Here is an 18083-nt window from a genome sequence, read left to right as displayed (position 1 = left end):
GCCCTTCAACTACCCACCCGAAGGGCATAGCGCGAAATTTGGGGCGTTTCCGTGGCTCTGGCCTACTTTAACGGCGTTAGCCTATGCCTATAACTTTGGTTGTCAAATGGTAAATAATCAAACATTTCGGCGAAGCGGTCATTTATGCGGTCGCCGTACCTGTTTACTATGTCGTCTTCACTTTCAAGATTTGACGTTATCACGGTAAAGAGTTGGCGGTCGTAGCGTTGGTAAAGAAGTTCTACCATTGGGCTTACTTCGTTACCCCAAACCTTTACGCTTGTAGCTTCCGTTCCTACGTCGTCGATAAATAGCAGTTCGGTCCCTTTAAGGTCTGCTAATAGTTCGTTCCTTTCATCCCTTGCTAAATCCACCAATCGGGATGCGGGAATTTTTCGTACTTGCTTCCTTTCGTTGGAATAGTTGGAATAATAAAGCGTGTCTATTAGCTGCTTTATCGCGTCCGCTAAGGTCGTTTTTCCGTTCCCCGGTTTCCCAAAAAGGAACAAACCGGGCTTTTCGCTTTTGCCGACGAGCCACTCTGCGGCCTTTCGTATGTGTTCGGCGGTGGCTGTGTCCTCGTTGAAGGTATGCCCGCGCCGCTCCACTTGGAAGCGATAACAATCGGTAAGCATTTCGGGTATTAGGTCTATATACCTATCCACCTTAAAGCGTCCCTTTGAAGCGTCGCGGAGTTTGCTCAGGTGCATTTTCCACCGTTGTAGAAACTGGGCGCGTTCCTGTTTGGGGTCTTGAGATTGTTGGTTGTCCATAACTGCTTGGTTTTTGTTTTTGTAAATATCTATCGACTACCCATGAACGAATGGCGGCGGCATCGCTTTTATAGCGTTTCCCGTTGGCTTCTTTGTAGTCGTTAAGAATTTGGGTTAATTCGCGGGTTGTGTCTTCTCCGTATTGCTCGACAAAGGCGTTATATTCTTCCTGTGTCAGTTGTACGCTCGACGCGAAGGCTATTTTTTCTTTTTTCTTTTTTTCGGTTGTTTTTTCTTTTTCTATTTTTTCTTTATCTTCTACGTTAGTAGAAGTTAATATAGATTTAGATATAGATATAGATATGCTTTGTTTTGGGTTGTTTTCTTCGACGGTTGAAACTTCTTCGGTTGTTATTCCTTCGGCTTCGGTTGTTTTGGGTTGTTTTGGGTTGTTTTGGGTTGTTTCTTTTCCGTTTTCGGTTGTTTTTTTTTGTGCGTTTTGGTTTCCTTTTGGAGCCCCGCCTTTCCTTCCGTTTGCTTGGTTACGTTCCAATCTTGCCGCATTCATATCAAACCGGGACTTAAACGCCAAAAAGAACCCTTTCGCTATCGGGTCAGCGTCTTCGTCGGGTTCTTGGTCGTCGAAGGCGTAGGCGAATAGCAACCGCATTACTTCTTTACAAAGTTCCGGGGGCAAAGTGAGCAACGTGTCGCGTATGTCACGGTATATAATTATGCTGTCTTGGCTCATAGTGGTTGTTTTAATGGGGCGCGTTCTCCGGGTATGGCTAACGCGCCCCGGTTTATTAGTCGGTTGTTACTTTTATCTTCTCCACCTCCTTATAGGCGACGCAGAAGGCGTAAGGAATAATCGCGTTCAAGTTGAAGGGCGAAGCCGAAGTAAGCGAAATTTCAAAGGTGCGGGCTTCCCGTCCTTCTTCTTCCGCCCGCTTCTTCATCGTGGTGTTAATCCACGCTGTAATTACCGCCTTCGCGGTGTCGATGTCGCGTGTCTTAACTATGAAGTCGTAACTACTTGGGCGCGGTTCTTCTTCGTCGCCTTCGGTCGGAACTGCGGTTATGTCGGCTTCAATGCGGTAATACTTCGTATCTTCGCGGGCTTCCTCTCCGTCCGGGGTTTCCTCTCCGGCTTCGTTGCCGCCTTCCACTTCCTCGACGGCGCGGCGGAAGCGGTCGTTTAGAATTATGCAGCCGGGCATTAACTTGACGCTATCCACCGAAAAGGCGGAAGTAAAGTTAAGTTCTATGTAGTCCGTGACTACTTCAATAGCGGCGGTCGCGCTCTGCGCCTGTAAGATGAAACTCTTACGCTTGTTTCCTACCACGGCGGTAGCCTTGTAGGGGCGTAAAACGTAGTCCTTTGAGGGTTGGGCTAATCGGCGTTGGTTACTTACTTCCACGTCGGCAATATCGCCGCATTGAATGTGGAAGGCGATGCTTATCGCGGTGTCTTCGTCTATGTACTTGCCCTTCTCAAAAAGGATGTCGTTACGCTCCACCGTTATTATTTCCCCGGTGTCTTGGTCGGCAAAGTCTTCCTTCCACGTCTTGACGACGCGGGAAGCGAGGAATTTGCCAACCATCCGGCGTTGGTCGTCGGTGCGGTAGCGTATTTCGTCCTTCCGGGTTTCGGTTCTTTCCTGTGCTTCCATAACTTAGTCCTGTGCTACGTTGAAGTCTGCGGCGGGTTTGAAACTTACCACTTTCCGCGCCGGGACGTGGACGGGTTCGCCTGTGCTGATGTTTCGGGCGGTCTTGGCTTTTCGGTTCTTGTGTCCGAAGGTACCGAAGCCCCGGAGGGTTACTTCCCCGCCACAATAAACCACGTCCTTAATTACGCCGAGGGTGGCTGTAATTACTTCTTCCACCACGGCGGCGGGTGTGCCGTGGGCTTCCGTTCCGTTGCAAGCTGCCGCAACTTTGGCGGCTAATTCTTTCTTTGTCATTTCGGGTATGGGGTTAGAATTTTTCTACTAAGATTTGGGCGTAAAGGTCGCGGAACGTGTCGCCCGCGTAGGCGGCGATGTCGCTGTCGTGGAAGCAAAGCCGGGAGCCGGAGTACGCAGCCGGATCCGAAGCCGCGCGGATCGCAGACGCGCTCGCAAGCCCGGCAGCCGCGCCGCAGGGTTTACCCTCTGCGTCCTTGCCCTTTCCGGGAAGAATACGGAACCAGGGGAAATACTTGTATTCGTTGGTATTGTTCCAATCCGGCCGCCAACCTTCGTTAAGGGCTTCGGTTATGGTTTCCAACTTACGGCGGGCGATCTCGTCGGGACGGAAGCCGCAGGCCTTAAATGCCTTTTCGTCCATTTCGGCTATGCCTAAGACTTCGCAAGCGTCGGCGTAGGTCTTCACGCGTTCGCGGATGTCGGTGTACTCCTGTTCCTCGGTATAGAAGTCGAATACGTTAGCGTCTTCGTCTTCGTTGATGATGTCCTTCACTTGGTCGCTTGCTTCTTCCACGCTGTCGAAGCGGGCCACGAACTCGGCGGATTCGCCGTACTTTCGGAAAAGTGCTATTTTCTTCATTTGGGGTTGTTTGTTAATGGGTTATTAAAATATTTCGGGTTTGTTTTCTTCGGGTCGGTTAGCGTCGTTGTAAAGGATCCGCCGTTGCCGGGCTATGGCTAACCGTACTTGTTTTATAGCGTCCTCGCGTCCTATAAGGCTTTGTTCGTAGTCCAATAACTCCGCTTCCGAAGTCGCTAAGAAGTAGCCGCCGGACGTGGCTATAAGGCCCGTTAGTAGGTCGGTCATTCGGATATGGTTAATAAGTTTCCTTATCCGGGGTTCTGTTACCGTATATCCGGCTATGTTAAGCCGCTGCACGATTGTACGGTTTGTTACTGCGTTTTCCTTTCCTACCTTGGTTTTCAACCCACGAAGGACGAGCGGAAGTAATACGTTTTCTTCGTACTCGGTTAAGGGCGCGGTTTCGGAATTAAAGCCTTTAATCATAGTTAGAAGGGCGTTTTATTGAAGTTAATACTAAGTCCGGGGGCTGCTATGTGTACCCGCTTCCCGGTCGCCCTGTAAACTCTCTCTTTGAAGGCTACGGGGTCGCCGTTACCCGCCGAAAGGTGTATTAGGACGATGTTATTTACCGCCTTCAGGTCGTTGGCTTTAAGCGCGTCTATACAGGTGTCTATACTTAGGTGGCTTTCCCTCACTCTTTCCCGAAGGGTCGGAATTAGTCGGCCTTCCTCTACGTTGCGGTCTAATATTTCCGGGTCGTAGTTGCATTCTATAAGGACGTTGTTTAAGCCTTTGAAGGTGTTAGGTAGGTAGTAGGTATCGGTAGCGAACAAAATGCCGCCCGTTTCCGGGTGCCAAATGTAGAAGCCCACGGGTTCGGCGCAGTCATGCTTCGTGGCGAACGGTATAACCTTAAAACCTCCTATCTGCTGAACCTTGTAGCCGTTGCCTTCTTGCTCCAACGTGCGCGGCTTCCACTCGCTTTTTACCTTGGCGTTGTCTATTGTGCCTTGGGTAGCGTAGACGGGAATAACGGCGTTCAATACTTCGTTAATCCGTCCGGCGTGGTCGCCGTGTTCGTGGGTTATAAGACAGCCTACCACTTTGGAAATATTGCCTTCCAACGCGGCTACTACCTTCTTGAAGTTTACCCCGGCTTCAATGAGCAGGGCTTCGCCCACATTCTCCAAAATGTAGGCGTTGCCGCTGCTGCTTGAACCTAAAACACGAAGTACCATTAGAAATTGGGCTTTCTTGGTGTATTATAAGCCGGGGCCGGTTGTGGGTCGGCCTGGGGCTGTGCTTGTGGTTGGGGTGCCGGAGCTGCTTGGGACTGAACCGGGGCGGTGTATGTCTGCGGCGCGGGTTCTGCCTGTGCCGGGGCGTGGACTTCTTCGGCCATTACCGTTTCCGCGTCGTCGAAGCCAATAGCGGGGCCGGTGTTTGCCTGTTCCTTAATCTCGACGGCTACGGTATCTACTACCACGTTGGGGCGGCTGCTTGTTTCGTCCGCGTCGCCGTAGTCCGTTCCTGTAAGGTATTCGTAGAGGGCTTTCTTTGCGCGGCGTTCTGCCTTTCCGCGTAGTTGGTCGTTGCTGCTGTATTGGTCGCGGCGGACGGTGGCTTGAACCGTAAGGCTATTTTTGTCGCCGTTGTAGGAATACGTTACTTTGCACGGGAATACGGCGTAGGCGGGGTTTTGGCTTGTGTCCTGTTGAACGTCGATAATGTATTTCGCCCCAATCTTTTTTAGAAGGGCGGTATAGCCTTCTTTCGTGGGGTACATCGTGCCGCTAATGATGTTGAACTGGTTCCCGGTAGGAAGAAGCCCAATTATAGCGGCATCTATTATCGCTTCGCGGACGGTAGCCACTTCGTAGGGCGGCTTTACTCGTCCGTTCTTGTCGGGCTTGCCGTCGCGGTCGGTGCGGAAGCCTACTTTTGTGTTCATCAAAGGCATAAATACCTTTTCCATTACTTCTTCGGTAAGGGCTTCGCGTAGAAGGGTTATTACTTTCGCGGCGTTGAAGGCTGCGCCGAAGTTGTTTACGATGTCTATCGCCGAAGCGTCGCGTAATGCAACTTCAAATTTTTCTTTTGCGGCTACTATGGTAGCCGGAAGTTCCGGGGTCTTGCACATGGTCGGAATATTTTTTAGTTGTTTGTTACTTGGAACTCCCCCGTAGTGACTACAAGCCGGACTAATTGGCTTTTTACGGGGATGAAGTCGTTTACACTCTCGGCGTTATCGACAATTATAGGGGCGGTTACTCCGTGGAAGGCGCAAAGGGCGTTAATCACGGCTAACCCGGCGTTAATCTGCCCAGCGTGGTTCTTGTCTTGGTATCGTACCCCGCCAATGTAGGCCACGCAGTCCGGCTCTTTCTCGCCGTTTACAAGCGTCTTATACATTCGGAACTCCACGCCGTCGAAAAGCCCGTTTACACGGCGTTCTACTTCTTCCATACGACATCTTACGAAGTCGTCTATTAGGGCTTCTTCGGTTTGAAGTGTTGCCTTTTCCTGTGCCAACGTAGCGGCTTCCTTATCAAGTTCCACTATACGGGCTTCGGCGGCTTTAATGGTGGCGCGAAGTCCGAGCTTTTGGTCTATCTCGGAAAGGCGGGCGCGAAGTGTCGCCCGGCTCTGCTGACGCTCTGCGGCGGTGTCCTGTGTTGTCGGTGCTGTCACGGCTGCACGGCGGGCGTTCAGTTGGTCTATCTCCTTTTGAAGGGCTACCCAAGTCGGAAGCGTCTGCGGGTCTATTTGCGGGTCGGTGCTTACGCGGGGATTGGCGGCTATGGTGTTGTTATAGGTCGCCTTCTTTGTGGCGTAGTCCTGTACGGCGGCGTTGTGCTTGGTATCAAGGGCGACGGCTTCCGCTTCAAGGCGTTTTATTTCCGCGTCCTGTGCCGCTATAAGCCTGTTTAGTTCCTGGCCTTCCGCGTCCATCTTGTCAAGTCGGGCGGTTTGGTTGGCAATGAAGGCGGCGCGGGCGGTGTCTTGGTTCTTGCGGAAGGATTCAAGGGCTGCGGCTGCGTCGCACTGATGGCGGTTGGGTGCTCCGGGGTCGGCGCACTGATGACCGAATACCGGGCAAATAAGCGGGCCGGCGGTCGGGGCTTGCTGTTCTTGGAATTGTTCGTTATTGACCTTCTCCCAATTCTTGCGAAGGTCGGCTACTTGGGCTTCGTAGTCCTCTTTACGGCGTTTGGCAGTGGCTATGGAAGCCGTTATTACTGACTTCTCCCGGCTGTAATATTTGTTTTCGCTTTCCTCGTCGCGCTGTACTTGAGCGAGGTCGCGGGCGGCTTCGTCGGCTACGCGGTTGGTTTCGTAAGCTGCTGCGCGGGCCGCTTCCTTCGCGTCCTGTAACGCCTTCGCCTGTGTGTCGCGCTTAGTGTTGATTTCCGCCTGTATCTTTGCCGCCTGTTCGTAGGCTACGCGGTTGGCTTCTGCTTCGGAAGCTGCCGCCGCGTCAATGTTGGCGAGGTCTTCCTGTATCTGCGCCTTCTCGCTTTCAAGGGCGGCGTAGTTCGGGGCTACCGGGGTGTTTCGGGTGGCTTCATCTTTGCGGGTCGGTATCTTTTCTAACTGCGCTTCAATCCTGCCACGACGTACCGAAATTTCCTTTTTGTATTCTTCCATCGTCTTGCCTGTTACCCGGCGAAGAAGGGCGGCAAATTCTTCGCGGGTGGCTGCTACGTCCGCGTCGTTAATCTTGCCCGCCATCGTAAGCAAGTATTCGCGTTGTGCCTTCCAATGAAGCGTAAGGAAGTAGTAAGGATCCGTAATGACCTTAAAGAGGTCTTCGGGTATTATTGTGGCTACCTTTGCGTCGTATTCTGCCTTCTTCAAGGGTACGCCGTTAAAGAAGTAGTCGGTATGGTGCCCGGACAGGGTGCGCTCGGTGCTTCCTTTGGGGGTCTTCCACTCCTCCACATAGACGCGGCGAAGTTCCACGCTTGACGCTTCCCCGGTTTCGGTGTCTACCACGTCGAAAAGCCCGGTTACTTCGTGTTCAAGGTCGGGAATAAAGTTACCTTCCGCGTCGTTGGTCTTTATCCCAAATTTGGAGTCGGAGTTTCCTTCGCTGTCTTTGCCCCAAAGAAGCCACGCGAAGGAGTCCGCTATTGTGGTCTTCCCGGTTCCGTTACGTCCGCTTATGGTCGTAACGCCGTCGCCGAACTCTACGGCTACGTTTCGCAAACCCTTAAAGTTTACAAGGGTAAGGCGTTTTAGTGTTACTTGTCTGCTCATATAGCTGTTAATTATTTAGTGTTGTTACTTTTCTTTGTTTCCGGCTAACTCTAAGGCTAAATCCGCGTCAATAATCAGAAGTGCGCCTATGTGGGTTATTGCTTTGTCAATCTTCCCGGAAGTCTTGATACGGCTTGCGGTCGTTTTGCTGCACCCTAATAGTTTCGCCAAACCTTTAAGGCCGTAGACGTAGCGGCGTTCGCCTTCCTGTTTTGTTGGCTTGTTTGCCAAAACCGCCCTTACTCGGTCTTCGACTGCATCCAAAAGTTGGCCTACGGTAAGGTCTATTATTCGGGTGTCGGGGTTAATCTTCTTCATCGTCGTCTAAGTATTTTTCCGGGTCTTCGGGAAGCGGAAGTTTGTTAATGTAATGGGCGGAAGCGGCGAAGTTGGCGAATAGAACTAATAAGACGGTTATACTTGCGTCCTCGGCGGCCGCGCAAAGAAGGAATAGCGACAGGGCGAACCATACGAAAATTAGCCACTGCCGGAACGTGTAGCGTTCCCCGGTTTCGGTCTTGCCGAATATCTTTGTTTTCAGTTCCTCGCTTGTCATGCTATCAAGTTGTTGAAGGGGTTAATATTTTCGTTCTCGTCCTTTGCTCGGCGGAGCGTTCTTGTTGTCCGTGCCGTTGTTGGTCTGGCCCCGCGTAACAAATAGTTGTCGTCGTTATTGCCGTTGTATTCGTGGAAGCCCATAACCAACAGCAGGGCTGTCGCTATGAAGGCGCGTTTAAGCGGGTCTAAGTCTACGGGAACGCCGCACTTCGTGCAAAACCACCAAACGCAAAGTTCCGTAGCCTTTTGGATGCCTATCTTGGCGTATATGTTGCGGGCGGTGTTCTCTACGGTACGGGCTGAAATAAAGAGCCTTTCGGCTACTTCTTTCTTACTCGCTCCCCACGCCAACAACTCGGCTACCTCGCCTTCCCGTCGGGTAAGCTCTGCTTTTAGTCGCATATCCCCCAAATATTTTCGGTTACTCCATACTTGGCGAATACTTCCGTAACTGCTACGGCTTGGCTTGCTTTTGGCTCCTGCTTGCCGTCGCGGTAGCAATAGAAGGAATTGCGGTTATTGATTCCCAATGCCGCCCAAAGGTCGGCTATACAGGCTTCGTAGTCGCCCATCTTTACTTGTTTAAGTCCGTTTCGGAAGCCTCGGAAGGCTGCTTTTGTCGCTGTCAATGTCATATTTTGAATTATTAAGCGGTTAGAATTTAGTGCGCGGTGGAAGGCTCGAACTTCCTTCGCCCGCTTTCGCTGCGTCCGCGCTCCGGCCTGTTCCCGGTTGTCAACGGTTTATAGCCTTCACGAAAGGGATTCTTTCTCCGTTGGCTTGCTATATAGTTGTGGTTGCTCCGTATTAACTTGATACGGCTATCGGGAAAATTAACCCTTACCCGCGTTTGCCTGTCGCTTCTCTAACCACTCATCGCGGCGGTGGCGGCACTCAATCAAGGACGAAGCCACGGTAGCGAATAGTTCCCCGTCCGGGGTGCGGTAGTCGTATTGGACGCGCTTAACTCGCTTTCCGCGTAGGCGGGTAGTGAATACTTCGTAGTTCTCGCTTCCGGCGGGGCAAACACTACAGCCCTGGTTGTCGTTCATGCTCATTGTTGTATGGTGTTAGTTGTTTCGTCCTCTATTAGTTCGCCGTTTTGTCCTATCCACAGCATTGCGTCTTGCCCGTTGTAGGAAAAATCAAAGGCTTTGTTTTTGGGGTTAAACCGGCCTTCTAATATTGTGCCTTCTTTAAGTCCGCGTATCTCTGCCAGGCACCAATAGCCGAAGTCGGTAAGCACTTTTACGACTGCCTTAGCCTTAATAGTTTTACTTGCCATATACTTGTATGCTTATTTATAGTAGAATGTAATTTTAAGCCCGCGACGAAGTTTGCATACGCACTTATCAAGCATACACTTGAAGGCGCGGGTTAGGAGGTTGTTGGCTAATTTTTCGCCAATAAGACGAAGAAGCCCACTTACTCCGACGAGGGTATTTAACCGCTTTCCTTCGCCGTTCACTCCGCTAACTTTAATTAGGAAGTTTCTGTTAATCTGTGCTGTCGTGTAGTCCATATAACTGAAATTTAAGTAATTTTTGTTATTGCTTCGTGCCGTAATTTTCGCTAACTTTGCAACTGAATTACTAACACGGTGCAAAGTTAATACTTTGCCATACACGATGCAAGTGTTTGCCATACAAAGGACGTGTTTTTAAGATTGTTTAACATTTAACCCCTTCAACGCAATGGAAGGAACAGTAAAAGAGCGACTTAAAGACTTTATAAAGTTTGTAGGTATCAGCGAACGCGAATTTTGTAGGCGGGTCGGCGTGGGGTCTGCCTATATACAAAGTATTCGTAAGTCTATAATGCCGGACACTCTGCAACAAATTACCATACAATTCCCGCGCCTTAATCCGCTGTGGCTAATGATGGGCGAGGGCGAAATGCTTCTACCCGAAGAAAAGCCGGAAGCCCCCGAAGTGGCTCCTTCCGAAATTCTGCTTAAACTTTTGGAAGATGCCCGCGAAGAAAAAGCCCGCCTTCTCTCTATAATAGAAAGTCAACAGCGGACTATCGAACGGCTAACAGAACTTACTAAAAAAGCGGATGTCCACCGGGGCGACACTGCAACCTCTGCCGCTGTCGGGTAGTCCTTGGGCGTACCGTTCCTTTATACTGAAATTTTGGCTATACCTTATTATATATAAAGCCGAGAAATACAGGTAAGTAGCGGTATAAGTGCCGTAGTAAAGTGATACGCGTAGAACGCACAGAAACGCCCCATTTTCGCGCCGTTTTCTTCGGGGTGGTAATTCCTACCATTTGGGGCGTAAAGTGCCGTAAACGCAAAATTCGGGAAAAATAACTCAGCTATATGGAAATCGCTATAAATACCTATTATTCTAACCGGGCTTACTACCCGTTTATCCCTCGCCACGTCTTCGACGCTTTGGAAGCAGCGTACTTGGACGGTCGGGAAACTATTGTTATATCGGAAGCGGACTACTTCGCTATTGTTGACAACGCCAAAGCCGCCGGACTATGCCCCGCGTAGTTAATACTTCCTGGCCCATTAAGGAAGAAATAAGCCGCCGTTTCTTCTTGGCGTTGGAACGTCTTGTAGAATTAAATAAGGTTGCGTCGCTTGAGGCGTTCTGCAATGAATACGGGCTTAGTGCGCCGAAGTATCGGGAACTTCGGTTAGGCTATGGCGTTACCCCGAAGCCGGACTACAAGCCCCGCTATAAGGGCATAGAATTGGAAGCCGCCCACTATATTACAGCCTGCTATCCCATTTCGGCGAAGTGGCTGCTTACCGGGTGCGGAAAAATGCTTACTTATGAAGTTCAAAATTAAGGTAGGATTACATATAAAGCCTAACAATAAGGGTAAGGCTACGGAAGAAGTTGGTATTAGGCTTCGGGTATCGTGGGCCGGTCTTCGGTGTGATATCCGCTCCGGCTATGTTATTGCCCCGGCTAAATGGGACGACGCTAATAGTTGCGTCCGGCTCGGAAACAAGAACAGCCACGGCGAAACAGCCGGGGCTATCAATCGCGGCGTTATGGCTGTGGCTTCCACTATTGAAGAAGTCCTTACCCGGTTTGAACTTGACAATAAACGCCCGCCTTCGGTCGCTGAATTTAAGGAAGCCTTCGACTTGGCCGCCGGACGTGCGAAGCCCGAAGAAAAGAAGCCGGAAGAAAAGCCGTTAGGGTTCTTCGCCGTCTATGACCTATTTACCGGGGAAATGGGGGTTACGAATAATTGGACTAAATCAACCTATACAAAATTCAGTAGTCTAAAAGCACACTTAAAGAACTATAATAAGAAACTAACCTTAGAAGGCTTTGATAAAGCAACCTTCGCGGGCTTTGTGGCTCATCTGCAAACGAAGGTTAGGCAATTAAACACAACCGTAGCCAAAAACGTAGGCTTCCTTCGTTGGTTCTTGCGTTGGGCTGCTGCCAATGGCTATTATACCGGGCTTGCTCATTTGCAATACCGCCCCCGTTTTAAGGGATTGGACTGCAAAGAAGTTATTTATTTGGAATGGGACGAACTTATACACTTCCTAAACTTTGAATTTCCGGCTAATAAACCTTCCCTTCCGGCTGTCCGTGATGTGTTTTGCTTCTGCTGTTTTACGGGGCTTCGCTATTCCGACGTTGCCAAACTCCGGCGTTCCGATATCCACCGGGAACAAACGCCGCCCTTTATGTCTATCGTAACAAAGAAAACGACGGCGCGGCTACATATCGAACTTAATAAATATGCCCTCGCCCTTCTTGACAAATACGAAGGCGTAGGGCTTCCAAATGATAAAGCGTTGCCCGTTATAAGCAACGTAAAAATGAACGAAAACCTTCACGAAGCGGCGGAAGTTGCCGGAATTGACGAACCCGTTAATATTGTTTCCTATGTCGGCAGTGAACGCTCCGAGGTTGTAGTGCCGAAGTATTCCGTTCTTACTACCCACGCCGGACGGCGTACTTTTATTGTAAACGCTTTGCGGCTCGGTATTCCGGCCCCGGTTATTATGGAATGGACAGGGCACAGCGACTTTAAGGCTATGAAGCCTTATATTAAAATTGTCAATGATGCTAAGGTTGAAAATATGGAACGGTTTAATTCTTTCGGTTCTAATCGTTCCACCACGGACGAAGGCGAAAAATAGGGTACCCGAAAAAGTACCCGAATTTGTGGTTAATGTTTGATTATGCTCCTACCCAATGAAACAACCGTAGCCACGCCAACCGCTGTTAGTGTGTATGTTTGGTTATGGTTGCAAATAATTGAAAATATAGGTATATCAGCCTCTCTCTCCGCGATAAATGCTGAAAATCAGCAAATTGCAAAATAAACACCCAATTTTACACCCAAGAATGTAAAATTGGGTGTTTTTGTATATTCTTAACGCTGCGTGGCGGCGTCTCGGCTCTCATTACACCCAACTCTGCACCCAAGCATACTTTTTCTGGCCTAGCCTCGTTTATATAGGTTTAGTCGGGCATATATAGAGCCCGAACCAAACCAAACTGGTTTACAGCCGTGGCGTAGTAAGGGGGGCAATGGACATGATGACTGGGAAAAAGAAACTGCATTATTTTATACCCTTTGTGGTGTAGTTTGAGATATATTTATTATCTTTGCACCCAAAAGGGTATATTTTATGACTCAGTTGGCAAAATATGTGAAAGAGATGCGTAAACAATTCGGGCTTACACAGGTTGATCTTTCCCAAAAGTCAGGGGTAGGTCTGCGTTTTGTTCGTGAACTTGAACAAGGTAAGGAAACCCTCCGGCTTGACAAGGTTAATCAGGTGTTGGCTCTGTTCGGAGCCGTCATGACACCGGGTAAAATTTCCGAATCATGAAACAGGCAGAAGTTTATGTAGGAAAGAGCCTTGCCGGAGTGCTTACTGAAGACGATATGGGCTATGGGTTCAAATATGATTCAGAGTATCTGAAATCTGACAAGGCTGAGGCTGTGAGCCTGACAATGCCATTGAGGGAAAAGCCATATCGCGATAAGGTGCTATTTCCATTCTTCGATGGACTGATACCGGAAGGGTGGCTTCTTGACATAGCTGAGCAGAGCTGGAAAATATCTGACCGTGACAGATTTTCACTCCTCCTTGCCTGTTGCAAGGATTGCATCGGCAATGTCTCTATTCAATGCATAATGCACGATGCATAATGACAAAACATAACGCAAAGATGAAACAGTCTGAAGATAATTTAATTGTGCATAAAAGCAAGCAATTTGCATTAAGGGTTATAAAGCTTTATCGCTACTTGTGTGAAGATAAAAAAGAGTATGTCTTATCTAAACAATTATTACGTAGCGGAACAAGCATTGGTGCAAATGTCAAAGAGGCAATAAGAGGTCAAAGTAAGCAGGATTTTGGAGCAAAAATGAATATTGCTTTGAAAGAAGCCAGCGAATCTGAATATTGGATTGAGCTATTAGGTGAATCAGAGTACTTGTCAAACGCTGAGAAAGACAGCATTCTCACTGATTGTCGAGAATTACTTAAAATTCTTACTTCAATAGTAAAATCAACATTTAATTCTAAGTAATTATGCATTATGCATTATGAATTATGAATTGTTTATATTGCTATAAACCGCTCGCTGATGGCGAGGTGGATTATCATAAGTCGTGCGCCCGCAAAATATTTGAATCGACAACCGTTCCGGTGCTTCCATATACCAGAGCCAATATCAAGGAGTTGGCACGGGAGATTGTTTCTGCAAGCACCACTGTGACCGGTGCGCAGGCAAAACTGTCGCTTGACATTACAAGGGGCCATGCCGGAGAGCCGCAACGCTTCACCATTGTCGGGCTGTGGGGACGGTTTATCCTCAAACCTCAGACCGACCGTTTTGCCAATCTTCCGGAGAATGAAGACCTGACTATGCATTTGGCGGAAGCGGCAGGAATCAAAACTGTGCCACATTCGCTGATTCGCTTTGCCGATGGCGAACTCTGCTACATAACCCACCGCGTTGATCGCACCAAGAATGGCGACAAGATTGCTATGGAGGATATGTGCCAGTTGTCGGAGCGTCTGACCGAGGATAAATATAAAGGTTCATACGAGCGTATTGCGAAATTGATAAAGCAATACTCGGCGGCTCCGCTATTGGATGTTGTCAACTTTTGGGAGGTAGTGGTTTTCTCATGGCTGACGGGTAATGCCGACATGCACCTGAAGAACTTCTCACTTTACCGTCCGGCAGACAACTATATGCTGACTCCTGCCTATGACCTCCTGTCCACCTCAATCGTGATGCCTGAAGATGATGAGGAGCTGGCACTGACTCTGAATGGCAAGAAAAAAAAGATAAAAAGAGCTGACTTTGAAAAGGCAATGCTTGACAGCGGAATGGATGAAAAAGCCATCGAAAAGCTTTTCAAGAAGTTTGCCAAGACATTGCCTAAGTGGTATGCCCTCATCGAGGAATCCTTTTTGCCGAAGGATATGATGACGGCTTATCGGGAAAAACTTAACACAATGTCAGCACGTTTAGGACTGCTGTAAAAGAGTCGGAATCCCCGTCGGGTTCAAATCTTTCTTAGCTCATAGACCGAATGGAAAATTATTGAACCTTGTGATTGACACAGTCTCCTGCGTTTGTTGTGGGAATCATAGGGCTCTTTCTCCCGATCCCGATGCAGTGTCGAGGTAGCGCTTAGAGGCTGATGGTGCTCTCGCCGGCGGCTACGGGTATGCTTCGGCCGCGGGCCACGAGGGTATAGGGTCGGTTGGCGCTCACTGCAATAGAATTGGTGGGGGCGTCGTAGACAAGTGATGTCTCCACGTCGCCAAACCGCAGGCGTCGCAGCCCGTGAGTGCCGTTTGAGGCCTTGATGTCCCATGTCAGAGTGCGGCTGAGTGCGTCGGCTTTGCGGAAGCCCATTATGTTTTCGATAAAAAGCGATATCGGGCCCAGGGCCGACCATCCGCAGAATTCCTGACGCACACGGTGGCCGTGTTCCGTCGAAGGCCCGTCGGCTACCGGGCTGTAGCACTCCCATATTGTGTGGGGTTCGGTCTGCTCATAGATCCGTGCCTGCATTCTCACCACTCTCTCGGCCAGAGAGTCGGCCAGCTCGCAATAGCCGTAGCGTTCGAGAGCCTTCGATCCCATGTAGACGATCGGCAGCCAGATGCCGCCGCGCCAGTAGTTGCCGGTCACCGAATCGAAGTCCTGATCCGATCGCGAAAGCGAGTTCCATGGCCTTTCACCGCCCATGAATGCTTCCGACCGCAGACGTTCCACCATTCTTGATGCCTGTGTCGAGTCGGGAATGCCGGCCAGCATGGCCCAGAACGATGCCGGAGTCATCACGCGCGAGGGCTCGCCAGTGGCAAGATTCACATCGTAGTAATAGCCGTCGCGTTCATCCCAGTAGCGGTCGTTGACCACCTTGCGGAGCCGCTCGAACTCCTTCTGCCACGCCGAAGCCTGAGCAGTGTCGCCGCGCAGACGGCACAGTTCGGCTATGTTGGTGGCCGCCAGAGCCTGCTGGCTTATGGCGTCGATCCACAATGCTCCCTGATAGCCTCCGCAGTCGCGGCCGCGTGGAGTGTTGTCCATGCCGGAGGCTCCTCCGTGCCATGAATAGCCTATGATCTCTCCGAGAGAGTCGCGGCGCACGGTGATTCTGATCGGCTGCGTCGAAAGCTCGTCGTTGCGCTCGCCGCACTGGAGCGAGTTGAAATAGTCATAGTGCTTCTGCAGATAGCGTTTGTCGCGGACCACCATGTCGATCTGGGCTGTGTCGCCCGTAAACAGATAGTTCTCCTTCTCTACCCATGCAAACAGCGGGGGATTGTCGCGCAGATGTATGCGCAGCGGACTCGGGGCGCCGTCGTGGATGGGTGCGTAGTAATTCATCAGTGTTTCCTTGCCCGGGAACGCATTCGGGGCGTATTTGGAGAACATCACCATGAAGCATCCGTCCCAGATCCATATCTGGTCGTCATAGCAGTTCTCGTCGAGATATGGCGACGCCACCATCCCCTCGGGGCCGCGGCGCACGCGTCCCGAAGCGATCTCCCATGCGCGTTCGTAGAGATTCACAAGCGAGGTGTCGGGGTGTACGGCAATAGGCACTTCCGACCGCCAGTCGGGCACCACGGCGTCGGGCGGCACGGTATTCCACTGGGCGGATGCCACGGAAGCAAACACGCCGAAAAACGTCATGGCGACAAAGCGAAGTATGGATGATCGTATCATGGTCTTTTGAGATTTTCCACAAAAATATACAAAATAAGTAACTTGCAAAAATCAGCTGCGAGTGATTTTTGAGATTTGTTCGAGTGATTTTTGCTTTCAGACGATGGCGTGTAGCTTTTAAGAGTTACTTTGCTGATTTAGTCGCATCGTTAACACACCAATCCGTCGCTCATATCAGCTTCATGGCTTTTGCCCGGCGACAAGCCTCGATCGAGTTCTTAACCTGAAGTTTGGCCAATATTTCCTGACGGTGACGGCTTACGGTGTGGACGCTTATATTGAGCCTCCGGGCTATCTCCACGCTCTTCATCCCTTCATCGATCATCGACAGCACCTGACGCTCGCGGCGGCTGAGCACAGCGCCGTTGGCCTCCGCCGACAGCTCTTCGCGGATGCCGGTGGTCATGTCCACCATATAGCTGCTCCCCTTGAAGTCAAACATCATCGGCCCGTAGAGGCATATCGCATACAGCACATTGTCACACGCCGGATCATGGACATAATACATCCTGTGCATCACATCCACCCATCTGTCGTCGGGGGTGTGCATGCGCAGCCGGCTGATCAGGCAGTGCTGTTGCCGTCGCGCTTTGGGCAGATGTCGCATGAGGTGATAAAACCGCAGCTCGGCTATCACCTTTGCCTCCTGCTGCTCTTCGGTCATCATCGACAGTATTCGGCTCTCCCAGATTGAATTCTCATGTTCATACCCATCCAGTCCGAGTGTTTTGGCAAAGCCGCCCGCTATGATGCGGCTCTCGTTCCTTGTCATGTCGCTGATCACCGCCACGACATTTTCCAGAGTGGCCAATGACCGCGCCTGCGCCATGGCTGCTTCAAACAAGTTTTCGTGGCGTTCGGCCGGTGACTGACGCAGCAGCCGGTCAAGTTGCTTCAATGGTCGTTCCATAAGTAAAAATGGTTATTTTTAGCCATTGCAGTCTGTTTATTCGCGTATTAACTTTGCAAAGTTAACAATAAACATGGTTATCATGAAGCCACGGGCTATTGATGAGTTGGATAATATCAACTAATTTTGGAGAGTTGCTTATATGAAAACGAAACTGCTCGCATTGCTTGCAATGCTCCCTTTTCAGCCGGCTTCGGCACAGACGCTTGAGAAAATGAACTGGTTCAACGAGCCGTCGCAATGGCACATATCCGGCAACGATCTCACCATGGCGGTGACGCCCGGAAGCGACTGCTGGAGAATCTCCCATTATGGTTTTACAGTCGACGACGCTCCGTTCTATTATGCCGAATACGGAGGCGAATTCGAGGCCAAAGTGAAGGTCACGGGCGACTATAAGGTGCGTTTCGATCAGGCCGGACTGATGTTGCGTATCGACCACGAGAACTATATCAAGGCTGGGATAGAGTATGTCGATGGAAAGTATAATCTCAGCACTGTAGTCACCCATCGCACATCCGACTGGAGTGTCATCGCTCTTGATCGTCCGGTAGAGGCGATATGGATCAAGGCTGTGCGTCGGCTTGATGCTGTGGAAATTTTCTATTCATTTGACGACAAGGAATATCACATGATGCGCAATGCGTGGATGGAATCCTGCCGCCCCATGAAGATCGGAATGTTCGCGGCCAGTCCCGACGGTGATGGATTCAACGCCACATTCTCCGGTTTCAAGGTGACGCATTTGCCCGACAAGATCCGTACGGAGTGGCTGAAAAACAATGCCGAATAACCCTCATGGCGCAATGTGAAAGGCGACTATTCTGTCACACTGCGCCATGAATTTTTGCCCTGGTCACAGTGGGCGCTGTCATTGCGGTTTTCAACGTCTGTCTGCCGGGTGTCGATAGTTCTGAGGTTTTTGCCTATCTTTGCCGCTCTAAT

24 protein-coding genes are annotated in these 18083 nt (G+C 50.2%); 7 read left to right on the top strand and 17 right to left on the bottom strand.

Annotated features, from left to right (window positions below; translation table 11 throughout):
* Positions 1-62: 62 nt before the first annotated feature.
* From NF347_RS11565 to NF347_RS11495, 15 genes are all read right to left on the bottom strand, one after another.
* Positions 63-635 (bottom strand): AAA family ATPase, encoded by a 573-nt coding sequence (locus tag NF347_RS11565; RefSeq protein ID WP_107681808.1) that lies wholly within the window; start codon positions 633-635, stop codon positions 63-65.
* A gap of 31 nt (positions 636-666) precedes the next feature.
* Complete coding sequence (locus NF347_RS11560; RefSeq protein WP_133165538.1) at positions 667-1464, bottom strand: DUF6291 domain-containing protein; 798 nt, start codon at positions 1462-1464, stop codon at positions 667-669.
* 55 nt (positions 1465-1519) lie between these two features.
* Positions 1520-2386 carry a hypothetical protein gene (locus NF347_RS11555; protein ID WP_107681806.1) on the bottom strand — a complete coding sequence of 289 codons (867 nt, stop codon included), beginning with the start codon at positions 2384-2386 and terminating at the stop codon, positions 1520-1522.
* A gap of 3 nt (positions 2387-2389) precedes the next feature.
* The gene (locus tag NF347_RS11550) at positions 2390-2680 is read right to left on the bottom strand and encodes an HU family DNA-binding protein (RefSeq protein WP_161553888.1); all 291 of its coding nucleotides are present in this window, start codon (positions 2678-2680) and stop codon (positions 2390-2392) included.
* A gap of 13 nt (positions 2681-2693) precedes the next feature.
* Positions 2694-3263, bottom strand: coding sequence for a hypothetical protein (locus NF347_RS11545; RefSeq protein ID WP_306254249.1), 570 nt, complete (start codon positions 3261-3263; stop codon positions 2694-2696).
* Between the two features lie 24 nt (positions 3264-3287).
* The gene (locus NF347_RS11540; RefSeq protein ID WP_240604983.1) at positions 3288-3491 is read right to left on the bottom strand and encodes a hypothetical protein; all 204 of its coding nucleotides are present in this window, start codon (positions 3489-3491) and stop codon (positions 3288-3290) included.
* 203 nt (positions 3492-3694) lie between these two features.
* Entirely contained in the window at positions 3695-4447 is a 753-nt protein-coding gene (locus NF347_RS11535; RefSeq protein WP_107681825.1) for an MBL fold metallo-hydrolase, read from the bottom strand.
* On the bottom strand, positions 4447-5349 hold the full coding sequence (locus tag NF347_RS11530; protein WP_205961099.1) for a hypothetical protein: 903 nt from the start codon (positions 5347-5349) through the stop codon (positions 4447-4449). Before NF347_RS11530 ends, NF347_RS11535 begins: the two co-directional genes overlap by 1 nt.
* Before the next feature lie 14 nt (positions 5350-5363).
* Positions 5364-7469: an AAA family ATPase gene (locus NF347_RS11525; RefSeq protein WP_306254247.1), complete on the bottom strand. Its 2106-nt coding sequence runs from the start codon at positions 7467-7469 to the stop codon at positions 5364-5366.
* A 24-nt stretch (positions 7470-7493) separates the two neighbouring features.
* A complete protein-coding gene (locus NF347_RS11520; protein ID WP_107034918.1) occupies positions 7494-7787 on the bottom strand; it encodes a DUF3853 family protein in 294 nt (97 codons plus the stop codon).
* A complete protein-coding gene (locus NF347_RS11515) occupies positions 7774-8025 on the bottom strand; it encodes a hypothetical protein (RefSeq protein WP_107034919.1) in 252 nt (83 codons plus the stop codon). The genes NF347_RS11520 and NF347_RS11515 overlap by 14 nt, the downstream gene beginning before the upstream one ends.
* Complete coding sequence (locus NF347_RS11510; protein WP_107034920.1) at positions 8022-8429, bottom strand: helix-turn-helix domain-containing protein; 408 nt, start codon at positions 8427-8429, stop codon at positions 8022-8024. The genes NF347_RS11515 and NF347_RS11510 overlap by 4 nt, the downstream gene beginning before the upstream one ends.
* Positions 8420-8662 (bottom strand): hypothetical protein, encoded by a 243-nt coding sequence (locus NF347_RS11505; RefSeq protein WP_107034921.1) that lies wholly within the window; start codon positions 8660-8662, stop codon positions 8420-8422. The genes NF347_RS11510 and NF347_RS11505 overlap by 10 nt, the downstream gene beginning before the upstream one ends.
* A gap of 198 nt (positions 8663-8860) precedes the next feature.
* On the bottom strand, positions 8861-9079 hold the full coding sequence (locus NF347_RS11500) for a DUF3873 family protein (protein ID WP_306254339.1): 219 nt from the start codon (positions 9077-9079) through the stop codon (positions 8861-8863).
* A 2-nt stretch (positions 9080-9081) separates the two neighbouring features.
* Positions 9082-9312: a hypothetical protein gene (locus NF347_RS11495; protein WP_107034923.1), complete on the bottom strand. Its 231-nt coding sequence runs from the start codon at positions 9310-9312 to the stop codon at positions 9082-9084.
* Between the two features lie 409 nt (positions 9313-9721).
* On the opposite strand from NF347_RS11495, the gene NF347_RS11490 reads away from it, so the two are divergent.
* The 6 genes from NF347_RS11490 to NF347_RS11465 all read left to right on the top strand — a co-directional run bounded on the left by NF347_RS11490 (position 9722) and on the right by NF347_RS11465 (position 14526).
* Positions 9722-10129, top strand: a complete 408-nt coding sequence (locus NF347_RS11490; RefSeq protein ID WP_107034924.1) for a hypothetical protein — start codon at positions 9722-9724, stop codon at positions 10127-10129.
* A gap of 689 nt (positions 10130-10818) precedes the next feature.
* Positions 10819-12156 carry a site-specific integrase gene (locus NF347_RS11485; RefSeq protein ID WP_107034926.1) on the top strand — a complete coding sequence of 446 codons (1338 nt, stop codon included), beginning with the start codon at positions 10819-10821 and terminating at the stop codon, positions 12154-12156.
* A 495-nt stretch (positions 12157-12651) separates the two neighbouring features.
* Positions 12652-12855, top strand: coding sequence for a helix-turn-helix transcriptional regulator (locus NF347_RS11480; RefSeq protein ID WP_107034927.1), 204 nt, complete (start codon positions 12652-12654; stop codon positions 12853-12855).
* Positions 12852-13178: a HipA N-terminal domain-containing protein gene (locus NF347_RS11475; protein ID WP_107034928.1), complete on the top strand. Its 327-nt coding sequence runs from the start codon at positions 12852-12854 to the stop codon at positions 13176-13178. The genes NF347_RS11480 and NF347_RS11475 overlap by 4 nt, the downstream gene beginning before the upstream one ends.
* Positions 13179-13198: 20 nt before the next feature.
* Entirely contained in the window at positions 13199-13561 is a 363-nt protein-coding gene (locus NF347_RS11470) for a four helix bundle protein (RefSeq protein WP_107035066.1), read from the top strand.
* 20 nt (positions 13562-13581) lie between these two features.
* Positions 13582-14526: a HipA domain-containing protein gene (locus tag NF347_RS11465; protein ID WP_107034929.1), complete on the top strand. Its 945-nt coding sequence runs from the start codon at positions 13582-13584 to the stop codon at positions 14524-14526.
* Positions 14527-14677: 151 nt separating this feature from the next.
* On the opposite strand, the gene NF347_RS11460 is transcribed toward NF347_RS11465, so the two are convergent.
* Both NF347_RS11460 and NF347_RS11455 read right to left on the bottom strand, forming a co-directional pair.
* Positions 14678-16228 carry an MGH1-like glycoside hydrolase domain-containing protein gene (locus tag NF347_RS11460; protein ID WP_107034930.1) on the bottom strand — a complete coding sequence of 517 codons (1551 nt, stop codon included), beginning with the start codon at positions 16226-16228 and terminating at the stop codon, positions 14678-14680.
* A gap of 169 nt (positions 16229-16397) precedes the next feature.
* Entirely contained in the window at positions 16398-17138 is a 741-nt protein-coding gene (locus NF347_RS11455; protein ID WP_107034931.1) for a response regulator transcription factor, read from the bottom strand.
* A gap of 142 nt (positions 17139-17280) precedes the next feature.
* Between NF347_RS11455 and NF347_RS11450 the strand changes: the two genes are divergently transcribed.
* Positions 17281-17931, top strand: a complete 651-nt coding sequence (locus tag NF347_RS11450; RefSeq protein ID WP_107034932.1) for a DUF1349 domain-containing protein — start codon at positions 17281-17283, stop codon at positions 17929-17931.
* Positions 17932-18083 lie beyond the last annotated feature (152 nt).

This window comes from Paramuribaculum intestinale, from assembly GCF_030759015.1.
Classification (GTDB): Bacteria; Bacteroidota; Bacteroidia; order Bacteroidales; family Muribaculaceae; genus Paramuribaculum; species Paramuribaculum intestinale.
This window is presented reverse-complemented; position numbering and strand designations above follow the sequence as displayed.

Coding starts and splice junctions, on each gene's coding strand:
- NF347_RS11565 (WP_107681808.1), bottom strand. CDS start 635: ATGCTTACCGATTGTTATCGCTTCCAAGTGGAGCGGCGCGGGCATACC.
- NF347_RS11560 (WP_133165538.1), bottom strand. CDS start 1,464: ATGAGCCAAGACAGCATAATTATATACCGTGACATACGCGACACGTTG.
- NF347_RS11555 (WP_107681806.1), bottom strand. CDS start 2,386: ATGGAAGCACAGGAAAGAACCGAAACCCGGAAGGACGAAATACGCTAC.
- NF347_RS11550 (WP_161553888.1), bottom strand. CDS start 2,680: ATGACAAAGAAAGAATTAGCCGCCAAAGTTGCGGCAGCTTGCAACGGA.
- NF347_RS11545 (WP_306254249.1), bottom strand. CDS start 3,263: ATGAAGAAAATAGCACTTTTCCGAAAGTACGGCGAATCCGCCGAGTTC.
- NF347_RS11540 (WP_240604983.1), bottom strand. CDS start 3,491: ATGACCGACCTACTAACGGGCCTTATAGCCACGTCCGGCGGCTACTTC.
- NF347_RS11535 (WP_107681825.1), bottom strand. CDS start 4,447: ATGGTACTTCGTGTTTTAGGTTCAAGCAGCAGCGGCAACGCCTACATT.
- NF347_RS11530 (WP_205961099.1), bottom strand. CDS start 5,349: ATGTGCAAGACCCCGGAACTTCCGGCTACCATAGTAGCCGCAAAAGAA.
- NF347_RS11525 (WP_306254247.1), bottom strand. CDS start 7,469: ATGAGCAGACAAGTAACACTAAAACGCCTTACCCTTGTAAACTTTAAG.
- NF347_RS11520 (WP_107034918.1), bottom strand. CDS start 7,787: ATGAAGAAGATTAACCCCGACACCCGAATAATAGACCTTACCGTAGGC.
- NF347_RS11515 (WP_107034919.1), bottom strand. CDS start 8,025: ATGACAAGCGAGGAACTGAAAACAAAGATATTCGGCAAGACCGAAACC.
- NF347_RS11510 (WP_107034920.1), bottom strand. CDS start 8,429: ATGCGACTAAAAGCAGAGCTTACCCGACGGGAAGGCGAGGTAGCCGAG.
- NF347_RS11505 (WP_107034921.1), bottom strand. CDS start 8,662: ATGACATTGACAGCGACAAAAGCAGCCTTCCGAGGCTTCCGAAACGGA.
- NF347_RS11500 (WP_306254339.1), bottom strand. CDS start 9,079: ATGAACGACAACCAGGGCTGTAGTGTTTGCCCCGCCGGAAGCGAGAAC.
- NF347_RS11495 (WP_107034923.1), bottom strand. CDS start 9,312: ATGGCAAGTAAAACTATTAAGGCTAAGGCAGTCGTAAAAGTGCTTACC.
- NF347_RS11490 (WP_107034924.1), top strand. CDS start 9,722: ATGGAAGGAACAGTAAAAGAGCGACTTAAAGACTTTATAAAGTTTGTA.
- NF347_RS11485 (WP_107034926.1), top strand. CDS start 10,819: ATGAAGTTCAAAATTAAGGTAGGATTACATATAAAGCCTAACAATAAG.
- NF347_RS11480 (WP_107034927.1), top strand. CDS start 12,652: ATGACTCAGTTGGCAAAATATGTGAAAGAGATGCGTAAACAATTCGGG.
- NF347_RS11475 (WP_107034928.1), top strand. CDS start 12,852: ATGAAACAGGCAGAAGTTTATGTAGGAAAGAGCCTTGCCGGAGTGCTT.
- NF347_RS11470 (WP_107035066.1), top strand. CDS start 13,199: ATGAAACAGTCTGAAGATAATTTAATTGTGCATAAAAGCAAGCAATTT.
- NF347_RS11460 (WP_107034930.1), bottom strand. CDS start 16,228: ATGATACGATCATCCATACTTCGCTTTGTCGCCATGACGTTTTTCGGC.
- NF347_RS11455 (WP_107034931.1), bottom strand. CDS start 17,138: ATGGAACGACCATTGAAGCAACTTGACCGGCTGCTGCGTCAGTCACCG.
- NF347_RS11450 (WP_107034932.1), top strand. CDS start 17,281: ATGAAAACGAAACTGCTCGCATTGCTTGCAATGCTCCCTTTTCAGCCG.